Annotated in this window: 20 protein-coding genes; 16 read left to right on the plus strand and 4 right to left on the minus strand. The window is 71.9% G+C overall.

Annotated features, from left to right (window positions below; all coding sequences use genetic code 11):
• Positions 1 to 57 precede the first annotated feature (57 nt).
• The 5 genes from B082_RS0112865 to B082_RS0112885 all read left to right on the plus strand — a co-directional run bounded on the left by B082_RS0112865 (position 58) and on the right by B082_RS0112885 (position 3,544).
• Entirely contained in the window at positions 58 to 333 is a 276-nt protein-coding gene (locus tag B082_RS0112865; protein ID WP_018552209.1) for a hypothetical protein, read from the plus strand.
• An 11-nt stretch (positions 334 to 344) separates the two neighbouring features.
• On the plus strand, positions 345 to 1,166 hold the full coding sequence (locus B082_RS0112870) for a helix-turn-helix domain-containing protein (RefSeq protein ID WP_018552210.1): 822 nt from the start codon (positions 345 to 347) through the stop codon (positions 1,164 to 1,166).
• 58 nt (positions 1,167 to 1,224) lie between these two features.
• Complete coding sequence (locus tag B082_RS0112875) at positions 1,225 to 1,755, plus strand: GNAT family N-acetyltransferase (protein WP_018552211.1); 531 nt, start codon at positions 1,225 to 1,227, stop codon at positions 1,753 to 1,755.
• A 171-nt stretch (positions 1,756 to 1,926) separates the two neighbouring features.
• A complete protein-coding gene (locus B082_RS0112880) occupies positions 1,927 to 2,766 on the plus strand; it encodes an NAD(P)H-binding protein (RefSeq protein WP_018552212.1) in 840 nt (279 codons plus the stop codon).
• Positions 2,767 to 2,806: 40 nt separating this feature from the next.
• Complete coding sequence (locus B082_RS0112885) at positions 2,807 to 3,544, plus strand: Mut7-C RNAse domain-containing protein (RefSeq protein WP_018552213.1); 738 nt, start codon at positions 2,807 to 2,809, stop codon at positions 3,542 to 3,544.
• A gap of 3 nt (positions 3,545 to 3,547) precedes the next feature.
• On the opposite strand, the gene B082_RS0112890 is transcribed toward B082_RS0112885, so the two are convergent.
• Entirely contained in the window at positions 3,548 to 4,045 is a 498-nt protein-coding gene (locus B082_RS0112890; protein WP_026249732.1) for a MarR family winged helix-turn-helix transcriptional regulator, read from the minus strand.
• A gap of 130 nt (positions 4,046 to 4,175) precedes the next feature.
• Entirely contained in the window at positions 4,176 to 4,700 is a 525-nt protein-coding gene (locus B082_RS0112895; protein ID WP_018552215.1) for a hypothetical protein, read from the minus strand.
• A 90-nt stretch (positions 4,701 to 4,790) separates the two neighbouring features.
• On the opposite strand from B082_RS0112895, the gene B082_RS0112900 reads away from it, so the two are divergent.
• Positions 4,791 to 5,126 (plus strand): YnfA family protein, encoded by a 336-nt coding sequence (locus B082_RS0112900; RefSeq protein WP_018552216.1) that lies wholly within the window; start codon positions 4,791 to 4,793, stop codon positions 5,124 to 5,126.
• Positions 5,127 to 5,198: 72 nt separating this feature from the next.
• On the plus strand, positions 5,199 to 5,957 hold the full coding sequence (locus tag B082_RS0112905; protein WP_018552217.1) for an SDR family NAD(P)-dependent oxidoreductase: 759 nt from the start codon (positions 5,199 to 5,201) through the stop codon (positions 5,955 to 5,957).
• Between the two features lie 95 nt (positions 5,958 to 6,052).
• Here B082_RS0112905 and B082_RS0112910 read toward each other — a convergent pair whose 3' ends face one another.
• The gene (locus B082_RS0112910; protein WP_018552218.1) at positions 6,053 to 7,246 is read right to left on the minus strand and encodes an RtcB family protein; all 1,194 of its coding nucleotides are present in this window, start codon (positions 7,244 to 7,246) and stop codon (positions 6,053 to 6,055) included.
• Positions 7,247 to 7,416: 170 nt separating this feature from the next.
• Between B082_RS0112910 and B082_RS0112915 the strand changes: the two genes are divergently transcribed.
• The 3 genes from B082_RS0112915 (at position 7,417) to B082_RS0112925 (ending at position 10,774) form a co-directional block, all read left to right on the plus strand.
• Positions 7,417 to 8,286: a hypothetical protein gene (locus B082_RS0112915; protein ID WP_018552219.1), complete on the plus strand. Its 870-nt coding sequence runs from the start codon at positions 7,417 to 7,419 to the stop codon at positions 8,284 to 8,286.
• Positions 8,287 to 8,463: 177 nt separating this feature from the next.
• Positions 8,464 to 9,255 (plus strand): DUF3558 domain-containing protein, encoded by a 792-nt coding sequence (locus B082_RS0112920; RefSeq protein ID WP_026249733.1) that lies wholly within the window; start codon positions 8,464 to 8,466, stop codon positions 9,253 to 9,255.
• 142 nt (positions 9,256 to 9,397) lie between these two features.
• On the plus strand, positions 9,398 to 10,774 hold the full coding sequence (locus tag B082_RS0112925) for a DUF2637 domain-containing protein (protein ID WP_018552221.1): 1,377 nt from the start codon (positions 9,398 to 9,400) through the stop codon (positions 10,772 to 10,774).
• Positions 10,775 to 10,882: 108 nt separating this feature from the next.
• On the opposite strand, the gene lysS is transcribed toward B082_RS0112925, so the two are convergent.
• A complete protein-coding gene (gene lysS, locus B082_RS0112930) occupies positions 10,883 to 12,649 on the minus strand; it encodes a lysine--tRNA ligase (RefSeq protein ID WP_026249735.1) in 1,767 nt (588 codons plus the stop codon).
• A gap of 168 nt (positions 12,650 to 12,817) precedes the next feature.
• On the opposite strand from lysS, the gene argS reads away from it, so the two are divergent.
• The 6 genes from argS (at position 12,818) to B082_RS0112970 (ending at position 18,953) form a co-directional block, all read left to right on the plus strand.
• A complete protein-coding gene (gene argS / locus B082_RS0112935; protein WP_018552223.1) occupies positions 12,818 to 14,587 on the plus strand; it encodes an arginine--tRNA ligase in 1,770 nt (589 codons plus the stop codon).
• Positions 14,588 to 14,754: 167 nt separating this feature from the next.
• On the plus strand, positions 14,755 to 15,171 hold the full coding sequence (locus tag B082_RS0112940) for an ATP-binding protein (protein ID WP_199783793.1): 417 nt from the start codon (positions 14,755 to 14,757) through the stop codon (positions 15,169 to 15,171).
• A 686-nt stretch (positions 15,172 to 15,857) separates the two neighbouring features.
• Positions 15,858 to 16,985, plus strand: coding sequence for a hypothetical protein (locus tag B082_RS0112955; protein WP_018552227.1), 1,128 nt, complete (start codon positions 15,858 to 15,860; stop codon positions 16,983 to 16,985).
• 71 nt (positions 16,986 to 17,056) lie between these two features.
• Entirely contained in the window at positions 17,057 to 17,881 is an 825-nt protein-coding gene (locus B082_RS0112960; RefSeq protein WP_018552228.1) for a Scr1 family TA system antitoxin-like transcriptional regulator, read from the plus strand.
• Positions 17,878 to 18,117, plus strand: a complete 240-nt coding sequence (locus B082_RS0112965; RefSeq protein ID WP_018552229.1) for a DUF397 domain-containing protein — start codon at positions 17,878 to 17,880, stop codon at positions 18,115 to 18,117. Before B082_RS0112960 ends, B082_RS0112965 begins: the two co-directional genes overlap by 4 nt.
• 38 nt (positions 18,118 to 18,155) lie before the next feature.
• On the plus strand, positions 18,156 to 18,953 hold the full coding sequence (locus tag B082_RS0112970) for a DUF4253 domain-containing protein (protein ID WP_026249738.1): 798 nt from the start codon (positions 18,156 to 18,158) through the stop codon (positions 18,951 to 18,953).
• Positions 18,954 to 19,029: the final 76 nt, after the last annotated feature.

The raw sequence follows: 19,029 nt of genomic DNA on the forward strand, positions 1-19,029 counted from the left end.
TTAGGGCGGCGGGCAGACCTGCCGATGCAGGAGGCACCGACCCTGAAGGAGGCTGCCATGGGCGACGTTCTGCCGGCCCTGTCCATCCCCGCGCTGGTCCTCGCCAGTGGTGTGTACGCGGTGGCCGAGACCTGGTGGCGGCGCAGGCACCCGGCGCCGCCGTCGCCGTACACGCATCAGGCCGCCCGCCTCGCGGAGCGGGCGATGCTGGTGGACGCCGAGCGGATCGTGGACGAGGCGTACGGGACGCTCGGCGGCCTCTACGACGGGCAGCCCGCCCCGGCGCACCGGGCCGCCGCGCGCTCCTCGCACCAGGTGGGCGCCGCGTCCTAAAATCGGCCGTCATGGCCGGTCAACGAGGTCCCCGGCGCGACACCCGCGGCATCGTCGACGCCCCCGAGCTGTTCGCGCACGTACAGTTCCGGCGGCGCGAGCCCGCCCCCGCGCTGCGGCCCTACCTGGAGCACTACTGGCTGATCGACTGGGACCTGCCCCAGCCGTACGCCTCCCACCTCGTCCCGCACCCCAGCGTCAACCTCGTCTTCGGGCGGTACCCGGGCTGCGGCGACGAGGAGGCGGGGTACGCGGAGGTCTCGGGCATCGGCCTGGAGCTGTTCACGCAGAAGCTGGAGGCGCGCGGGCGGGTCTGCGGGGTGCAGTTCCGGCCGGGCGGCTTCCGTCCCTTCGCGCCCGGGGCGCCCGTCTCGCGGTGGACCGGGCGGCGGCTCCCGGTGGCCGAGGTGTTCGCGCCGCCCGCCCCCGCCTCGGCCGTGCTGGACCCGGCGGACGAGGACGAGCGGGTCGCCGCGCTCGACGCGTACCTGCTGGCGCTCGATCCCGGGCCCGACCCCCGGGCCGAGCGGGCGATGGCCCTGGTCGACCTGGTGCGCACCGACCGCACGGTGCTGCGGGTGGACGCGCTCGCCCGCGCCGAGGGGGTGTCGGCCCGCTCCCTGCAACGGCTGTTCGCCGCGTACGTGGGGGTGGGCCCCAAGTGGGTCATCCTGCGCTACCGCATCCACGAGGCGCTGGAGCGCGCCGGATCGGACCCGGCCGTGGACTGGGCGGGCCTCGCCGCCGACCTCGGCTACAGCGATCAGGCGCACCTGGTCAGGGACTTCACGGCGACGATCGGCGTACCGCCCACGGCACTGACCGCCCCCTGACCCGCCGGGGCCCGGCGGCCGGAGCCCGACTGTCGGTGGCCCGCCCTACAGTGCCGGTATGGAGCGCACCGCAGCATCTTCCGTACGGATCGAGCCGTGGTCGGACGACGACCTGGACCTCCTCAGCCGCGCCAACGCACCCGAGCTGATGGACCACCTCGGCGGCCCCGAGTCGCAGGAGCAGCTCATGGGGCGGCACGCCCGCTATGTCGCGCTGAGCGCGGACCGTACGGGCCGGGGCAGGATGTTCCGGATCGCGCTGGCCGGCGAGGCCGGTTCCGTGGGCACCATCGGTTTCTGGGAGCGGACCTGGCGGGACCAGGAGGTGTACGAGACGGGCTGGACGGTCCTCCCGGAGTTCCAGGGCCGGGGCATCGCGTCGGCCGCGACGCGCGCGGTGGCCGACGCGGCGCGCGCCGAGCGCAAGCACCGCTATCTGCACGCCTACCCGTCCGTGGAGAACGGCCCGTCGAACGGCGTGTGCCGCAAGGCGGGCTTCACGCTGCTCGGCGAGTGCGAGGTCGAGTACCCGCCGGGGCACCCGCTCCTCACGAACGACTGGCGCCTGGACCTGCACCCGTCCGGCTGAGGGGAAGGCAGCCCGGGTGAAGTCAGCTCCGGGGAGGGGCACCCCGGGTGAAGGCTCCTCGGGGGGGCGGGGCGGCTCAATTCGTTTGACGGGAGCGGGCCCCTCCCGCATATTTATCTGCGTCACGCAGACAATGGGTGACGCAGAAGAACTACCGAGGAGACCAGCCCCATGCTCACGCTCGTCACCGGATGCCGCGGCCGCGTCGGCTCCGCGCTCACCGCCCTCCTGCACCGCGGCGGCCACGCCGTCCGCGCCGCCTCGCGCAACCCCGCCGGACTCGCCCTGCCGGACGGCGTCCCGTCCGTGGCCTGCGATCTCGGCGACCCCGCCACCTTCCCGGCCGCCCTGGAGGGCGTCGGCTCCGTCTTCCTGTACGCCGAGCCCGCGCACATCGACGCCTTCCTCACCGCCGCACGGGCCGCCGGAGTACGGCACATCGTGCTGCTCTCCTCCAGCTCGGTCCTCGCACCGGACCCGGCGTCCAACCCCGTCGCCGCCTCGCACCACACGGTCGAGCGGGCCCTGACCGCCTCGCCCCTGACCACGACGCTCCTGCGCCCCGGCCCCTTCGCCACCAACGCCTACCAGTGGTCGGGCGCCTTCCGGTCCGGGCACCCCGTCGACCTGCCCTACCCCCGCAGCGGGGGCGCCCCCCTGCACGAGACCGACATCGCCGAGGCGGCCCTCGCCGCGCTCACCGACCCGGCGTTCCAGGGCGCCGCGTACCACCTCACGGGCCCCGAATCCCTCAGCGCCGCCGAGCAGGTCGCCGTCCTGGCCGCCGCCTCCGGCACCCCGGCCACCGTCAACGAGGTGAGCCCGGAAGCCTGGAAGGAGGCGGTGTCCCCCTTCATGCCGGCCGAGGTCGCCGACGGCCTGCTCGCCTACTGGGCGCTCACCGACGGCACCCCGGCCGAAGTGACCGGCGAGGTCGAGAAGCTGACCGGCCGCCCGGCCCGCACCTTCGCCTCCTGGGCCGCCGACCACGCCGCCTCCTTCCGCGCTTGAATCCGTGGGCGGCGCGCCGCCCCGATGGCATCCTGACCAGGTGAACGGACCGGAGATCCACCTCGAAGTCGCCCCCGAGCTCAGGCTTTTCGTGGCCCACGGACGCCGGCAGGGGCGGACGCCGGTGACCACCGACGGCGTGTCCACGCTCGGCCACGTCGTGGAGTCCCTCGGCATCCCGCTCACCGAGGCGGGCCGCCTCCTCGTCGACGGCAGCCCGGTCACCGCCGCGCACATCCCGGCGGCGGGGGAACTGGTCGAGGTGCGCCCGGTGTCACGCCCGCAGAGCGTGCCGGGCGCGCCCCTGCGCTTCCTGCTCGACGTCCACCTCGGCACGCTCGCCCGGCGGTTGCGGCTGCTCGGCGTCGATGCCGCGTACGAGAGCGAGGACATCGGCGATCCGGCCCTGGCCGCGCTCTCGGCGAAGGAGCGGCGCGTCCTGCTCTCCCGGGACCGCGGGCTGCTGCACCGCCGGGAGATCTGGGCGGGGGCGTACGTGTACAGCGACCGGCCGGAGGAGCAACTGCGGGACGTACTGGGCCGGTTCGCGCCGGCTCTCGCACCGTGGACCCGGTGCACCGCCTGCAACGGGCGGCTGAGGACGGCCGACAAGGACACGGTCGGCCCGCACCTGGAGCACGGCACGCGGCGCTCGTACGACGTCTTCGCGCAGTGCACCGCGTGCGAGCGGGTCTACTGGCGGGGCGCGCACCACGCCCGCCTGGAGGCGATCGTCACGGAGGCGGTCCGCGACTTCGGCACCGCGAACGCCGGCTGACGCTTAAGGGCTGTCCGGCGCGTCGCCCTCCGCCCGCAGCCGGGCGATCTGCACCGCGCTCAGCTCCGCCGTCCGCCGCATGTGGGTGAGGAGCAGGGCGATCTCGTCGTCGTCGTACGCGTCGAACAGGCCGTCCCAGCCGCCGGTGAGCCGCCCCCAGACCGCGCCGAACTCCGCCATCCGCTCGGGCACGGTCGTCACGAGCACCCGCCGCCGGTCCGCCGTGTCCCGGGCGCGCGTCACATAACCGGCCCGCTCCAGGCGGTCCACCAGCCGGGTCGCGGAGCCGGTGGTGAGCCCGGTCAGCTCGGCGACGCGGCCCGTGGTGACGGGTGCCGCCTCCAGCCCGAGCAGGTTGAGGCACTGGAGGTCGGTCGGGTGGAGCCCCAGCCGGTCGGCTACGGCCTGGTTGAACAGCGCGTACGCGGCCATGTAGCGCCGCGACGCGGTGGACAGCTCGGCCAGCAGCACGCTGCGGCGGGGGGACGGCTTGGGCGGCATGCGGAGAGTGTACGAAGCGGAGACCTGGCGTCCGGCCCGCAGCGGGCCGGCCCCTCGGAACACATACCGATCCCCGGCCGTCAGAACACGCAGGTCCCCGGCCCTCGGAACACTTACGGGCCCCCGGCCCTCAGAACACGTACGGGTCCCCGGTCGCCGGGGCCAGCACCTCGTGCTCGCTGTTCTTCGCGTTCCGGTCCGTGGCCCCGCCGTTCCACGCGGTGTCGATCCGCACGACGACCTCGTCCGGCCGGCCCCGCAGTTTGAGGTGGAGGGCCAGTCGCCGCTGCTGGGAACCGTCGGCCCGCAGCGGGCCGGTCCGGCACAGCACGGTCCGCGGGTCGGCCCGCAGGCACGCGCCGGGCAGCTCCTGCCCGTCGGCCGGCGGCACGGACACCCGCAGCCGCACGGTGACCCAGGGCACGTCCGAAGGCCCGTTGTTCTCGCTGCGCAGCCAGATCCCGAGCACGTCGCCCCGGAGCGAGACGTGGCCGTGGTGCGACACGTCCGCCTCGGGCACGAGGGTGCGCGCCACCGGCGAACCGGCGCCCGGCGCACCCACGGCCGTGGCCGTCCCGCCCGCGACCGGAGCCATCGCCATCGCCGTCACCGCCGCGGCGGACACCCCGAGCAGAGCCTTACACGTCAGAAGCATGCCCTGAAGATACCGATCACCCCGAATTGCGCGTATTTACCGACCGGTTCGGCGCGTCTGGCGGTACGCGACGCATGGCACCCTGCTGCCATGTCGGTCCTCCGCTCCACCGCCCTGTTCGCCCTCGCCGCGCTCTTCGAGATCGGCGGTGCCTGGCTCGTCTGGCAGGGCGTGCGCGAACACCGGGGCTGGGCCTGGATCGGCGCGGGGGTCATCGCGCTGGGCACGTACGGCTTCGTGGCGACGCTCCAGCCGGACGGCGAGTTCGGGCGGGTGCTCGCGGCGTACGGCGGGGTCTTCGTGGCGGGCTCGATCGCCTGGGGGATGGCCGCCGACGGCTATCGCCCGGACCGCTGGGACGTGACGGGCGCACTGATCTGCCTGGCCGGGATGGCCGTGATCATGTACGCCCCGCGCAACCACTGACCGGCCGCGGTCCTGCCCGGAGGACGGCCTTTATCCTGACCGGGTACCGATCAGCTGTCCGAGGAGCCCGTCATGGCCGCATCCCCCATCGCCGTCATCACCGGAGCGAGCAGCGGCATCGGCGCCGCGACCGCCCGGCAACTGGCGGCCGCCGGCTATCGCGTCGTGCTCACCGCCCGCCGCAAGGACCGCATCGAGGCGCTGGCCGCCGAGCTCACCGAGGCGGGCCACCAGGCGACGGCCTACGCCCTGGACGTCACGGACCGCGCCGCGGTCGACGAGTTCGCCACCGCGTTCCGCGGCCTCGCCGTCCTCGTCAACAACGCGGGCGGCGCGCTCGGAGCCGACCCGGTCGCCACGGGTGACCCGCAGGACTGGCGCCAGATGTACGAGACCAACGTCATCGGCACGCTCAACGTGACCCAGGCGCTGCTTCCGGCCCTCACCGCGAGCGGCGACGGCACGGTGGTGATCCTCTCCTCGACCGCGGGCTTCGCCACCTACGAGGGCGGCGCCGGCTACGTGGCCGCCAAGCACGGCGAACACGTCCTGGCCGAGACCCTGCGCCTGGAGATCGTCGGCACCCCGGTCCGCGTCATCGAGGTCGCCCCCGGCATGGTCAAGACCGAGGAGTTCTCCACCACCCGCTTCCGAGGCGACGCCGAGAAGGCCGCCAAGGTCTACGCGGGCGTCGACGCCCCCCTCAGCGCCGACGACGTGGCCGACACGATCACCTGGGCCGTGACCCGCCCCAGCCACGTCAACATCGACCTCCTGGTGGTCCGCCCCCGCGCCCAGGCGTCCAACTCGAAGGTGCACCGCACGGGCTGAGCCGCACGAGCCGAGCCGGGCGGGCCGAGCCGCATGGGCCCTGCGGGGCCCGGCTCGACCCCGCCCCCGGCCCCGTACCCGTACCCGCCCCCGGCTCAGCCCTTCACGCAGATGACCTGCTTCAGCTTCGCGACGACCTCGACCAGGTCGCGCTGCTGGTCGATGACCTTCTCGATCGGCTTGTAGGCGCCCGGGATCTCGTCCACGACACCGGAGTCCTTGCGGCACTCCACGCCCCGCGTCTGGTCCGCCAGGTCCTTGACCGAGAACCGCTTCTTCGCCGCGTTCCGGCTCATCTTCCGGCCCGCGCCGTGCGAGGCGGAGTTGAAGGACTTGGCGTTGCCGAGGCCCTTCACGATGTACGAGCCGGTGCCCATCGAACCGGGGATGATCCCGAAGTCGCCGGAGCCGGCCCGGATCGCGCCCTTGCGGGTGACCAGCAGGTCCATCCCCTCGTACCGCTCCTCCGACACGTAGTTGTGGTGGCAGGAGATGACCGGTTCGAAGGTGACCTTGGCCTTCTTGAACTCCTTGCGGACGACGTTCTGGAAGAGCGCCATCATGACCGCGCGGTTGTGCTTCGCGTACTCCTGCGCCCAGAACAGGTCGTTGCGGTAGTCGCGCATCGGCTCGGTGTCCGCGAGGAAGACCGCGAGGTCCCGGTCGACCAGGCCCTGATTGTGGAAGAGCTTCTGCGCCTCTCCGATGTGGAAGTCGGCCAGCTCCTTGCCGATGTTCCGGGACCCGGAGTGCAGCATCAGCCAGACCGAACCCGACTCATCGAGACAGAACTCGATGAAGTGGTTTCCCGATCCGAGCGTCCCCATCTGCTTCGTGGCCCGCTCCTGACGGAATTTGACCGCTTCGGCCACGCCGTCGAACCGCCCCCAGAAGTCGTCCCAGCCGGACGCGCCGAACCCGTACAGACCGGACGGGTCCACCGGCTCGTCGTGCATCCCCCGGCCCACCGGAATGGCCTGCTCGATCTTCGAGCGGAGCCCCGACAGGTCCCCGGGCAGATCGTTGGCGGTCAGCGAGGTCTTCACCGCGGACATGCCGCAGCCGATGTCCACGCCGACCGCGGCCGGGCAGACCGCCCCGTGCATCGCGATCACCGAGCCGACCGTGGCGCCCTTGCCGAAGTGGACGTCGGGCATGACGGCCAGGCCCTTGATCCACGGCAGCGTGGCGACGTTGCGCAGCTGCTGCATCGCCGCGTCCTCGACCGAGGCCGGATCGGCCCACATACGGATGGGAACCTTCGCCCCCGGTACCTCTACATACGACATAACCCCTCGATTCCCCCGAAAAGCCTGAAAGCGCAAAACCGGCGCCAAGATCGGCAAAGAGGTCGGCCGACCGGCATTCACAGCGGCGCGTGCGATACACATTGTGTCCATCGGCCGCCATCGGGCGGCAACCGTTTTTCGCACGAAGGGAGCCCAGGACCGTGCGACGAATGGCGTACGCGACCGGCGCCGTGCTCATCGCAGCGCTCGCCGCCGGCTGCTCCGGCGGCTCCGGAAGCGGCGATTCCGCCCCCGACGGCAAGCCGGGCAACCCGACCTCCTCGCCCGCTCCGCCGGGCAAGTACCGCACCCTCCCCGACGCCTGCCGCGCCATCCCGCTGGCCACCCTCAAGGACCTCCTGCCCGGCACCGCCGACATGCCCGAGGCCCAGCAGGAGAAGGTGTTCGAGGGCGCCCCCACGGTCACCTACGACACGGACCGCCGGATCGGCTGCCGCTGGAAGTCGGACGCCCCCGAGGGTGCCCGCAGCGTCCACCTGGACTTCGAGCGCGTCGTCTCCTACGACACGTCCGTGAGCGACGACGACCGCGCCCGCGAGGTGTACGCGAAGAAGGAGGCGGCGGCCGACCTCCCGACGGCGGGCGCGACCGGCGACACCCCCGGCGCCACCCCGACCGGCTCCGGCAAGTCGGCCCCGGACACGACCGGCGACACGAGCGCGGACACGAGCGGAGACACGAGCGGAGACGCGAGCGCGGACACCGACGGCGGGACACCGGACGGAAGCGCTGACGGCGGCGCGTCCGACGGGGAGACCGGCGGCAGCCCCGCCGAGAACCTCCAGCCCCGGCTGCTCGACAAGCTCGGCGACAGCGCGTTCCTGGACGACGCGCTCCCCCGGGCGGGTTCCACCGCGCGGCACCGCACGGTGAGCGTGGTATTCCGCACATCCAACGTCATCGTCACCATCGAGTACACCGCCCAGCCGGCCCTTTCCACCCAGGCCCCCGACGGCAAGGAACTCCAGGAGAAGGCGCAGGCCCTGGCCCGGAAGCTGGTCGAATCGTTCAACGCCTGACCCCGCCGGAACCCGGCCCGGACCGCTCTCCGGGCCGCCCGGCCGAGGCGGCATCCGCCCGCCGTCCGTCGTACCGTGGCCCCTCGGAGCCACCGGCGGCCGCCCGCCGCCCGCCGCTCCGCACGGCTACCGCCGCGCAACCGTCCCCCGACCGCCGCGCCACCGACTGAAGGAACCATGCACCGATCAGCCCCGCGACTCACCCGCATACTCGCCTGCGCAGCCGTCCCGGTGATGCTCGTCGTCGCCGGCTGCTCGTCGGACTCCGACGGCAAGAAGGACGCCGACGCGTCCGCCTCCGCGTCGCCGCAGGTGACGAAGTCGGAACCGACCGTCGAGGCCGCGAAGTTCGCCGAGCTGCCGGACCCCTGCTCGTCGGTCGCGGCGAAGACCGTCAAGTCCCTGGTCCCCTCGGCCAAGAGCAAGAACGGCACCCGCGGCAAGTCCAGCGACTCCTCCGCCCGGGGCAGCTGCTCCTGGAACGGCCTGGCCGACAAGGGCGTCAAGGGCTCCCAGTACCGCTGGCTCGACGTCGGCTTCACCCGCTTCACCTCGGACCAGACCCTGGGCAGCGGCGCCGCGCGCGCCGGCGAGGACTTCACCAAGCAGGTCGGCAAGACCGAGGCGACGGACGGCGCGAAGAACGTCAAGTCCGAGCCCGTCACCGGCATCGGCGACCAGGCGACCAAGGTCACGTACGACCAGTCCAAGGCGGACGAGGACTTCAGGTACACGACGATCGTCGCCCGCACGGGGAACGTCGTGGTCGTCGTCAACTACAACGGCGCGGGTTACGCCGGTTCGAAGACGCCCACCGCGGAGACGATCCTGAAGGGCGCCACGATGGCGGTCAGGGACGCGGTCGCCGCCGTCGCCGACGCCAACGGGAGCAAGGAGACCGGCGCCTCGCCCGAGACGAAGACCTCCAACTCCCCCAGTTCCTCGGCCACCACCAAGAAGTCGGACTGACGGGCCTTCTCCCCTCCCCCCGCGACACCTCTCGCACACATGTGCCAGGCTGTGCCCGCCGGAAACAAGCCACGGCAACAGGCCACAGCAGCCGGCGAGAGCACAGGACAAGGGAACAGGGAGGGGATGGGGGGTGGCTGCGATGCAGCTGACGCGCACGCATCGCGTGCTGATCGGGTTGGTGGTGGCCGGTGCGGTCCTGATCGCCGCGATCGGCTTCGCCGGTTCCTACGCGGCGGTGCGCGAACTGGCCCTTCAGAAGGGGTTCGGGGACTTCTCGCTGGTCTTCCCGATCGGCATCGACGCGGGCATCTGCGTCCTGCTGGCCCTGGACCTGCTGCTGACGTGGCTGCGCATCCCCTTCCCGCTGCTGCGCCAGACGGCCTGGCTCCTGACGGCCGCGACGATCGCGTTCAACGGCGCCGCCGCCTGGCCCGACCCGCTCGGCGTCGGCATGCACGCCGTGATCCCGGTGCTCTTCGTGGTCTCCGTCGAGGCCGCCCGCCACGCGGTGGGCCGGATCGCGGACATCACCGCCGACAAGCACATGGAAGGCGTCCGCCTCACCCGCTGGCTCCTCTCCCCCGTCCCCACCTTCCGCCTCTGGCGCCGCATGAAGCTGTGGGAGCTGCGCAGTTACGAGCAGGTCATCAAGCTCGAACAGGACCGGCTGATCTATCAGGCCCGCCTCCAGGCCCGCTACGGCCGCAACTGGCGCCGCAAGGCGCCCGTCGAGTCCCTGATGCCGCTCCGCCTCGCGAAGTACGGCGTGCCGCTGGCCGAGACCGGCCCCGCGGGTCTGGCCGCCGCCGGCATCGAACCGGCCCTCCTCCCCCCGGCCCCGGCCCCGGCCGCCGCGGCCCCCGCGGTGGAGACGGCCCAGCAGCACCCCGAACTCCCCCAGGCCGCACACCAGCCGCAGCCGCAGCACCAGCAGCAGCCGGCCGACCCTCAGCAGCCCCAGGAGCACCCCCAGCAGCCCGCCCCCGCGCAGAACGACGAGAACCCCTGGTTCCCCGCGCAGGCGACCGCCAAGGTCTACGAGGGCACGTACGACCCCGACTACGAAGGCCCCGGGCCCACCCCGCTCCAGGTCCCCTCGGGTCCGGGCGGCCGCACCCGTCCCCTGGGCAACGTGGGCACGGTCGGCAGCACCATCCCCGAACAGCAGCTCCCCTTCCCGGAACAACTCCCGGGGCAACTCCCGGACCAGCTCCCGCAGCAGCAGCTCCCGCAGCAGCAGCTCGCGGAGCAGCCCGTCGCCGAGGCCGCCGAGGAGTGGGCCGAGGAATGGGCGCAGGAGGACGCGGAGTTCAGCGAGATCGCGTACGAGGTGTTCGCGGCGTTCGTGACCGAGAACAACGACTACCCGAGCATCGCGGTGCTGGACATACACCTGTCGGACGGGCACAACGTGCGGCACCCGCGCAGCGAGGCGCTGATCCGGCAGCTGATGCCGCTGTTCAAGGAGCGCTACGCGGCGGAGCAGGCCGAACTCGAAGCCGACCACATCGCGTAAGCACGAAACACCAGGCACCAAGCACCAAGCACCAGGCACCAGGCACCAAGCACCAAGCAGACCGAAGGGCCGCCCCCCACCGGGGGAGCGGCCCTTCCACACATCCGCTTACGCGCCGAGCAGCCTGCGCACCCGGTCCGCCCCCACCGCGAGCAGCAGCGTGGGCAGGCGGGGCCCCGTGTCACGGCTGACGAGCAGCCGGTAGAGCAGGGCGAAGAAGGACCGCTGGGCGGTCTTCAGCTCGGGCGTCGGCTTGGCGTCGGGCTCCAGTCCGGCGAGGACCTTCGGCACGCCGTAGACGAGCGTGGTCAGCCCGTCCAGGGACCAGTGCGTGTCCAGCCCCTCGATCAGCAGCCGCAGCGACTCGCGGCCCTGCTCGTCGAGCGAGCCCAGCAGGTCCTTGTCCGGCTCGTCGCGGACGACGGTGCGGGCCTCGGCCGGGACCTGGGTGGTGATCCAGGACTCGGCGCGGTCGAGACGCGGCCGGGCCTCGTCCAGCGAGGTCAGCGGGTTCGCCGGGTCAAGCTCGCTGAGGATGCGCAGCGTCTGGTCCTGCGCACCGGCCGTGATGTCGGCGACCGAGGCGAGCGTGCGGTACGGCAGCGGGCGCGGCGTGCTCGGCAGCTGACCGGCCGCGGTGCCGATCGCGCGGGCGTACGCGGCGGCGTCGGCCGGCAGCACGGAGCCGTCGGCGACCTTGCGGCCCAGCGAGTCCCACTCGTCGTAGAGCCGCTGGATCTCCTGGTCGAAGGCGATCTTGAAGGACTGGTTGGGCTTGCGGCGGGCGTAGAGCCAGCGCAGCAGCGGCGCCTCCATGATCTTCAGCGCGTCGGCCGGGGTCGGCACGCCGCCCTTGCTGGAGGACATCTTGGCCATGCCGGAGATGCCGACGAAGGCGTACATCGGGCCGATCGGCTGGACGCCGTCGAAGATCTCGCGGACGATCTGGCCGCCGACGACGAAGGAGGAGCCGGGCGAGGAGTGGTCGACGCCGGAGGGCTCGAAGATCACGCCCTCGTACGCCCAGCGCATCGGCCAGTCGACCTTCCAGACCAGCTTGCCGCGGTTGAACTCGCTCAGGCGGACCGTTTCGGCGAAGCCACAGGCCGAGCAGGTGTAGTTCAGCTCGGTGGAGTCGTCGTCGTACGAGGTGACGGTGGTGAGGTCCTTCTCGCAGTTGCCGCAGTAGGGCTTGTACGGGAAGTAACCGGCGGAGCCGCCGCTGCCGTCGTCCTCGCTCGCCGCGCCGGAACCGGCCTCGGCCTCCAGCTCGGCTTCGTCCACCTTCTTCTGCTGCTGCGGCTTCTTGCCGCCCTTGGCACCGCCGGCCGCCGGGTCCTTCTTGGTGCGGTAGCGGTCGAGGACGGCGTCGATGTCGGCGCGGTGGCGCATCGCGTGCAGGATCTGCTCGCGGTAGGTGCCCGCGAGGTACTGCTCGGTCTGGCTGATGCCGTCGTACTCGACGCCCAGCTCGTCCAGGGACGCGGTCATCGCGGCCTTGAAGTGCTCGGCCCAGTTCGGATACGGGGACCCGGCGGGCGCGGGCACCGAGGTCAGCGGCTTGCCGATGTGCTCGGCCCAGGTCTCGTCCACGCCCGGGACGCCGTTCGGCACCTTGCGGTAGCGGTCGTAGTCGTCCCAGGAGATCAGGTGCCGCACGGTGTATCCGCGGCGGCGGATCTCGTCGGCGACCAGGTGCGGGGTCATGACCTCGCGGAGGTTGCCCAGGTGGATCGGGCCCGACGGGGAGAGGCCGGAGGCGACGACGACCGGTTTGCCAGGCGCACGACGCTCCGATTCGGCGATGACCTCGTCCGCGAAGCGGGAGACCCAGTCGGTCTCGGTGCTGCTCTGACTCTGAGCCACGGTCGGCACGTCCTTCTCTCGGGTAGGACTCATAGGGGCACCGCCCATTCTCCCAGGTGCGGCCCGCAGCGCGAAAACGGCTTTACGGGGCCCCGCGGCACGGGCGGAAAACCCGTTTACACGCCGTGGGATACTTGAGGTCATCCCTTGTACCCCTACGGAAACGGCAGCCAGCTCATGGCCTCGGTCAATTCCCTCGCTTCCACGCTCCAGCAGCAGCTGGCGGACGCCCTGACGGCAGCACTGCCGGAGGCCGGCACCGCGGACCCGCTGCTGCGCCGAAGCGACCGGGCCGACTTCCAGGCCAACGGCATCCTGGCGCTCGCCAAGAAGCTCAAGGGCAATCCGCGCGAGCTGGCCGACCGGGTCACGGCCGCTCTCCCGGCCTCCGAGCTGATCAAGGACATCGAGGTCTCCGGTCCCGGCTTCCTGAACGTCACGCTCGCCGACCGGGCGATCACCGAGACCCTCGCGGCGCGCGCCGCCGACGGCGACCGGCTCGGCATCCCGGCGAACGACGCGGCGGGCACCACCGTCATCGACTACGCCCAGCCGAACGTGGCCAAGGAGATGCACGTGGGCCATCTGCGGTCCGCCGTGATCGGTGACGCGATGGTGCGGATCCTGGAGTTCACCGGCGAGTCCGTGGTCCGGCGCCACCACATCGGTGACTGGGGCACCCAGTTCGGCATGCTCATCCAGTACCTCACCGAGCACCCGGACCAGCTGGACCACGAGGGCGGCAAGGAGGACGGCGAGGCCGCCATGTCCTCGCTCAACCGGCTCTACAAGGCGTCCAGGGCCCTGTTCGACTCGGACGAGGAGTTCAAGGCCCGCTCCCGGGACCGGGTGGTCGCGCTCCAGGCCGGGGACGCGGAGACGCTGGCCATGTGGCAGCGGTTCGTGGACGAGTCGAAGATCTACTTCTACTCGGTCTTCGACAAGCTCGACATGGAGATCAGCGACCCCGACATCGTCGGCGAGTCCGGGTACAACGACATGCTGGAGGAGACCTGCCGCATCCTGGAGGAGACGGGCGTCGCCGTCCGCTCCGAGGGTGCGCTCTGCGTCTTCTTCGACGACGTGCTGGGCCCCGACGGCAACAAGGTCCCGCTGATCGTCAAGAAGACCAACGGCGGCTACGGCTACGCGGCGACCGACCTCTCCGCGATCCGCGACCGGGTGCGGAACCTCAAGGCGGACACCCTGCTGTACGTGGTGGACGCGCGGCAGTCGCTGCACTTCAAGATGGTCTTCGAGACGGCCCGGCGGGCCGGCTGGCTGAACGACGACGTGAAGGCGCACCAACTCGCGTTCGGCACGGTGCTCGGCAAGGACGGCAAGCCGTTCAAGACCCGTGAGGGCGTCACGGTCCGGCTGGAGGACCTGCTGGACGAGGCGGTCGAGCGGGCGACGGCCGTGGTCCGGGAGAAGGCCGGGAAGGTGGGCCTGTCCGAGGAGGAGATCGTCGAGAACGGCCGGTACGTGGGCGTGGGCGCCGTGAAGTACGCGGACCTGTCGACCTCCGCCGTGCGGGACTACAAGTTCGACCTGGACCAGATGGTGTCGCTGAACGGCGACACGTCGGTGTACCTCCAGTACGCGTACGCGCGCATCCGGTCGATCCTGCGCAGGGCGGGCGACGCGAAGCCGGCCGCGCACCCGGAGCTGGAGCTGGCCCCGGCCGAGCGGGCGCTCGGCCTGCACCTGGACCAGTTCGGCGAGGTGCTGGCCGAGGTCGCCGCGAACTACGAGCCGCACAAGCTGGCCGCGTACCTCTACCAGCTGGCGTCGCACTTCACGACGTTCTACGACCAGTGCCACGTCCTGAGCGAGGACAACCCGGCCGAGGTCGTGGAGAACCGGCTGTTCCTCTGCGACCTCACCGCCCGCACCCTGCACAAGGGCATGGCGCTGCTCGGCATCCGGACGCCCGAGCGGCTCTGAGCACACGGCACGGCCCGCGCGAGCGGAAGGCGGCGGGGCCCGGCGGCACTTCGGTGGCGCCGGGCCCCGCTTTTCTCGGCTGCCCCCGAAATGATTCGGGTACACAACGGTCTCGGGGGCAAAAGAGAATTCAGACCGTTGGACGAACCTTTCTCTGGGGGCGAAAGATGAGTGACCATTGCACAGCGCCTGACCCGCCTTCGCCCGAGGCCATTACCGAGGCCGTGCCCCCACCGGCGAAAGCGGCCGACGCCCGCGCGGCGGCCGCCGCGTTCGTGGAGGCGCTCGACCCCCCGCCCTCCCCCTCGGCCGTCCAGGACCTGCTGCTGCTCGCCTCGGAACTGGTCACGAACGCGGTGCGCCACGCGGGAGCCGTCACGGCCCTGGCGTTCGGAGCGGACGAGAAGGCGCTGTACGTACAGGTCGCGGACCCCAGCCCGGACCGCCCGCGACAGCGCGTCCCGGATATGACGGGCGCGGCCGGCGGTTTCGGCTGGCCGCTGGTCCTGAAATTGGCCAGGAAAGTCACCGTCCGGAACCACATGGGCCAGGGAAAGATCATCAGCGCGACAATGGCCCGCTGACCCTCCACTCGCTTTCCGGGGAAAACGAAAGGCGCACCCCCGGGCATCATCACCCAAATGGCGTTGACCGCGCGCCCCGCCGCAGGGGATGGTGGCGCGTCCGGTGAGCACCGGACGCGTCACCAGGGGTGGGGATCACATGCGGGACACCGGGCAGACGAACATGCCCGAAACGGCACGGCCGCCGGAGGAACCGAGACCGGAGCCGGGGGCACGGGCCGCGTCCGAGGCAGCCGCGGCAGCCGTCCGGGAAGCCCTCCGGAGCAAGCGCCCGGCCGCCGCCCGCGAGCAGGCCGCCGCCGCGCTGGAGACGTACGGCCCCGCCCCGACCTGTACCTCCTGCTGGGCCAGGCGCACGTCGCCGAGGACGAGGACGACCACGACGACGAGGGCCTGTCCGGCGGATCTTCGTGGATCAGCCCGCGGCGTCTGGTGCGTGCTATCGGCGTGCGCCCGAATCGCCCTCGTACTGGACGTACTCGGGTGATGCGGGCGTGCGGCGAGAGTGCGTGCCAGGCGTCGCGGGCCGCGAAGATCCGCCGGACAGGCCCGAGGCCGAACGCGCCTACCGCCGGGGGCTCGACGCCTTTCCCGACCACCTGGCCCTGCTCACCGCCTACGCCTAACTCTGCCGGGCGGCCGACGCGCTGGACCGCCCCGGCCGCCACGCCCGCGCCGACCGCCTCGTGGCGCGCGTCGCCGAACTGGCCCCCGGCTCACCGGAAGCGCTCCGGCTCAGCGACCCGGCCCCGGTCTGGGCCGCACAGCCCACGGCGCCCCGCCTCTCCGTCTCCCACACCCAGCGCCACGACGTCCGCGGCGCCCTGGCCGCCGCTCCGAACCTGGCGGAGGCGGCCCGCCGAGCCGACGAGGAGGCGGGGCAGCACCCGTACGACCTGCGTCTGGCCATCCGCGCCGAGACGCTCACCGCGTTCCTCCGCCCCGGCCGGAGGCTGCTCCTGGGCCAGGTCAGGGCCCCGTATCTGAGCGTGCTCGCCGTCCTGGCCGTGGGCGCCGTGGCCCTCGTCCCCGATTCGGCCGCGCCCTGGTCGATGTGGGCGGGGGCCGCCGCGCTCCTCACCCTCGTCCCGTACCGCCTGCTCGCCGTCCTGGAGAGCGGCGCCCGTTCCCGCGCCGTCCACCGCACACCGCCGCTCCCGGAGGGCGCGCCCGAACCGGCGAGTCCCCTGCCCCCGCCGCCCCCGCCCGGCGCCCGGGACTTCGTGCTGCTGGGCACGGCCCTCACCCTGGCGGTGTTCGCGGTGGTCTCGCCGCTGGCGCTCAAGGGCCCGGCGGACACGAGCTATCCGCACTACACGGTGACGGCACCGAAGACGTTCCGGGGCGCCTCGCTGTTCTCCGCCGTCCCGGTGGTGGACGGCGTCAACTCGGACATGGCCTCGCTGTGGACCCAGACCCTGAACGCCGAGGGCGCGTTCGCCTACGTCTACGGCGACCTCGCGGACCCGGATGGCCCCATCGGCCCGGCCGCCCTCGTCTTCGGCGCGGTGGGCGACTTCCGCAACACCCCCGACAGAGCCCTCAAGGGCTACGAACTGGGGCTCGCCGAGTCGGATTCGACCATCGACGGCCTCTGGAAGCCGGACCCGGGTCCGGACGGCCGCCGGCTCCGCTGCGTCTCGTACGCGGACGACTCGGAGACCCCCGGCTCCCGCGTGGCGTGCAGCTGGGTGGACAACGGCAGTTACGGCACGGTCGTCATGAACGAGCCCGGTCTCGACCACGAGACCGCCACGGAGGCCGTCCGCACGGCCCTGGACGCGGCTCTGCTTCACGGTGATCGCGCACTGTAACCACCCGTACACATATCTTGTACGGGTCGGGCGCGCGTGAAGCAGGGGCCCGGGTGGGGAGTGGGCACCTTATGCACAACAAGAGCCGTCGTCGCAAAGACGCGTCGATCATGAAGATGATGGGCGCACTGGTTGCCCATTTCCGTCGAGCGGCCGGGCTGACTCAGCACCAGCTCGCGGGCCAGGCCAATGTCCAGCCGGAAACCATCGCGTCCGTCGAGCAGGGCCGCCGGAGCCTGGTTCCCGCGCTGGCCAGGGTCCTGGACGCGATCATGGACACGAAGGGCGCCCTGATCACGGCCCTGGACCACCTGCCCGAGGTGGACCTGATTCCGGTCTGGGCGGAGGCGTACATGGACCTGGAGCGGGAGGCGCTGGCGCTGTCGTTCTTCGCGAACCAGGTCCTGCCAGGGCTGTTGCAGACCGAGAACTACGCGCGAGCCGTCTTCGAAAGCCGGGTTCCGGCCTTCAGCCAGGAAGAGATCGACGCCCACGTGGTCAGTCGGCTCGAACGGCAGGAGATCCTGCGCCGCAAGAACCCGCCGACCATGAGCTTCATCATCTCCGAGGCGATTCTGCTCGCCCCCCTCGGCGGAGCCGAGGTGCACCGGGAGACACTGCGCCACCTCCGTGCGTGCGCGGACCTTCCCGGCGTCGCGCTCCAGATCATGCCGCTCGCCCGGACCACCCACGCCGCCCTCGACGGGCCGTTCATCCTGCTGGAGACACCGGACTTCCAACGCCTCGCGTACACCGAAACTCAGCGCGGCAGCCAGCTCATCACTGACCCCGATGAGATCAGCATCCTGGGGCAGAGGTATGCAATGCTGCGGTCGCAGGCCCTCACACCCGAGGAATCCAGGCGCCTGCTAGACCGTCTGCTGGGAGAGCAATGAGCACTGCACATACGTGGTTCAAGTCGAGCTACAGCGGCAGCGACGGCGGCGAGTGCCTCGAAGTCGCCTACGACTGGGTCAAGTCCAGCCACAGCGGCGACGAGGGCGGCGCCTGCGTCGAGGTCGCCGCGCACCCTACCGCCGTGCACGTACGTGACTCCAAGAACCTGGAGGGCCCCGCCCTCACCGTCGCGCCCGCCGCCTGGGCCGCGTTCACCGGGCATGTGGGGCGCTGAGAAGTCCACTGTCAGTGGGGGCACTTAGAGTCACCGATATGGCGACGCTCCCGAATGCACTTCGTTCAACGGCCGATGCCGGGCTGGAACTCCCGCCCGGCACGCTCGTGGACACCACGATCGACGAGACCTGGCACGAACCCCTCCTCTGGTACGCGGACCGGCCCGCGACCCCCGGGGTCTGGGCCGGGCTGCGCACCGCCGGGCGGCCGGCCGGTCTGCTGCCGGTCCTGGTCGACGGCGGCAGGCGTGCCGCGTGGCCGGAGGACTGGGACCTGGACCCGGCGAGTACGTCGTATCCGGGCGATCATGACGCCGAGACCGTGCTGACCGAGGCATGGGAGGCTCACGAGAGCGACGAGTTGGGTCTCGTGGACTCGGACGGCGCGTGGCCGGGCCTCGCGCCGAGCCCGGCCGAGGCGGGACCGGACGAGCCGGACGCCCTCGCGGCGGAGATCGCGGACCAACTGACCGCTCCGGGGAGCCCGATGGCGGGGATACGGATCGCGCTGGTCCCCGCGCGCCGCAGCGCGGACATACCGGCGGCGATCGGCTGGTCCGGCCCGGCGAATCATGAGAACGACGTGGCGAGGCTCAGCGCGGTGCTGCGCTCCTGGGAGGACCGGTACGGGGCACGCGTCCTCGTGCTCGGGTTCGACACCCTGGTGCTCTCCGTGAGCCGCCCGCCCACGACGCTCGCCGAGGCGGAGGCGCTGGCGGCGGAGCACTTCGCGTTCTGCCCGGACAACATCCAGCAGTCCAGCCTCAACACGCTCCGCGCGTACGCGGAGACAGCGCTCCTCAAGCAGGAGACCTGGGCGTTCTGGTGGGACTGAGCCGGGCCGCCCCGCCCCTCAGCACCATGGACCAGATCCCGCATTGGTCTTGACCAATTTTCGCGAGTATGGGAAT

The organism is Streptomyces sp. ATexAB-D23 (genome assembly GCF_000373645.1).
GTDB lineage: Bacteria > Actinomycetota > Actinomycetes > Streptomycetales > Streptomycetaceae > Streptomyces > Streptomyces castrisilvae.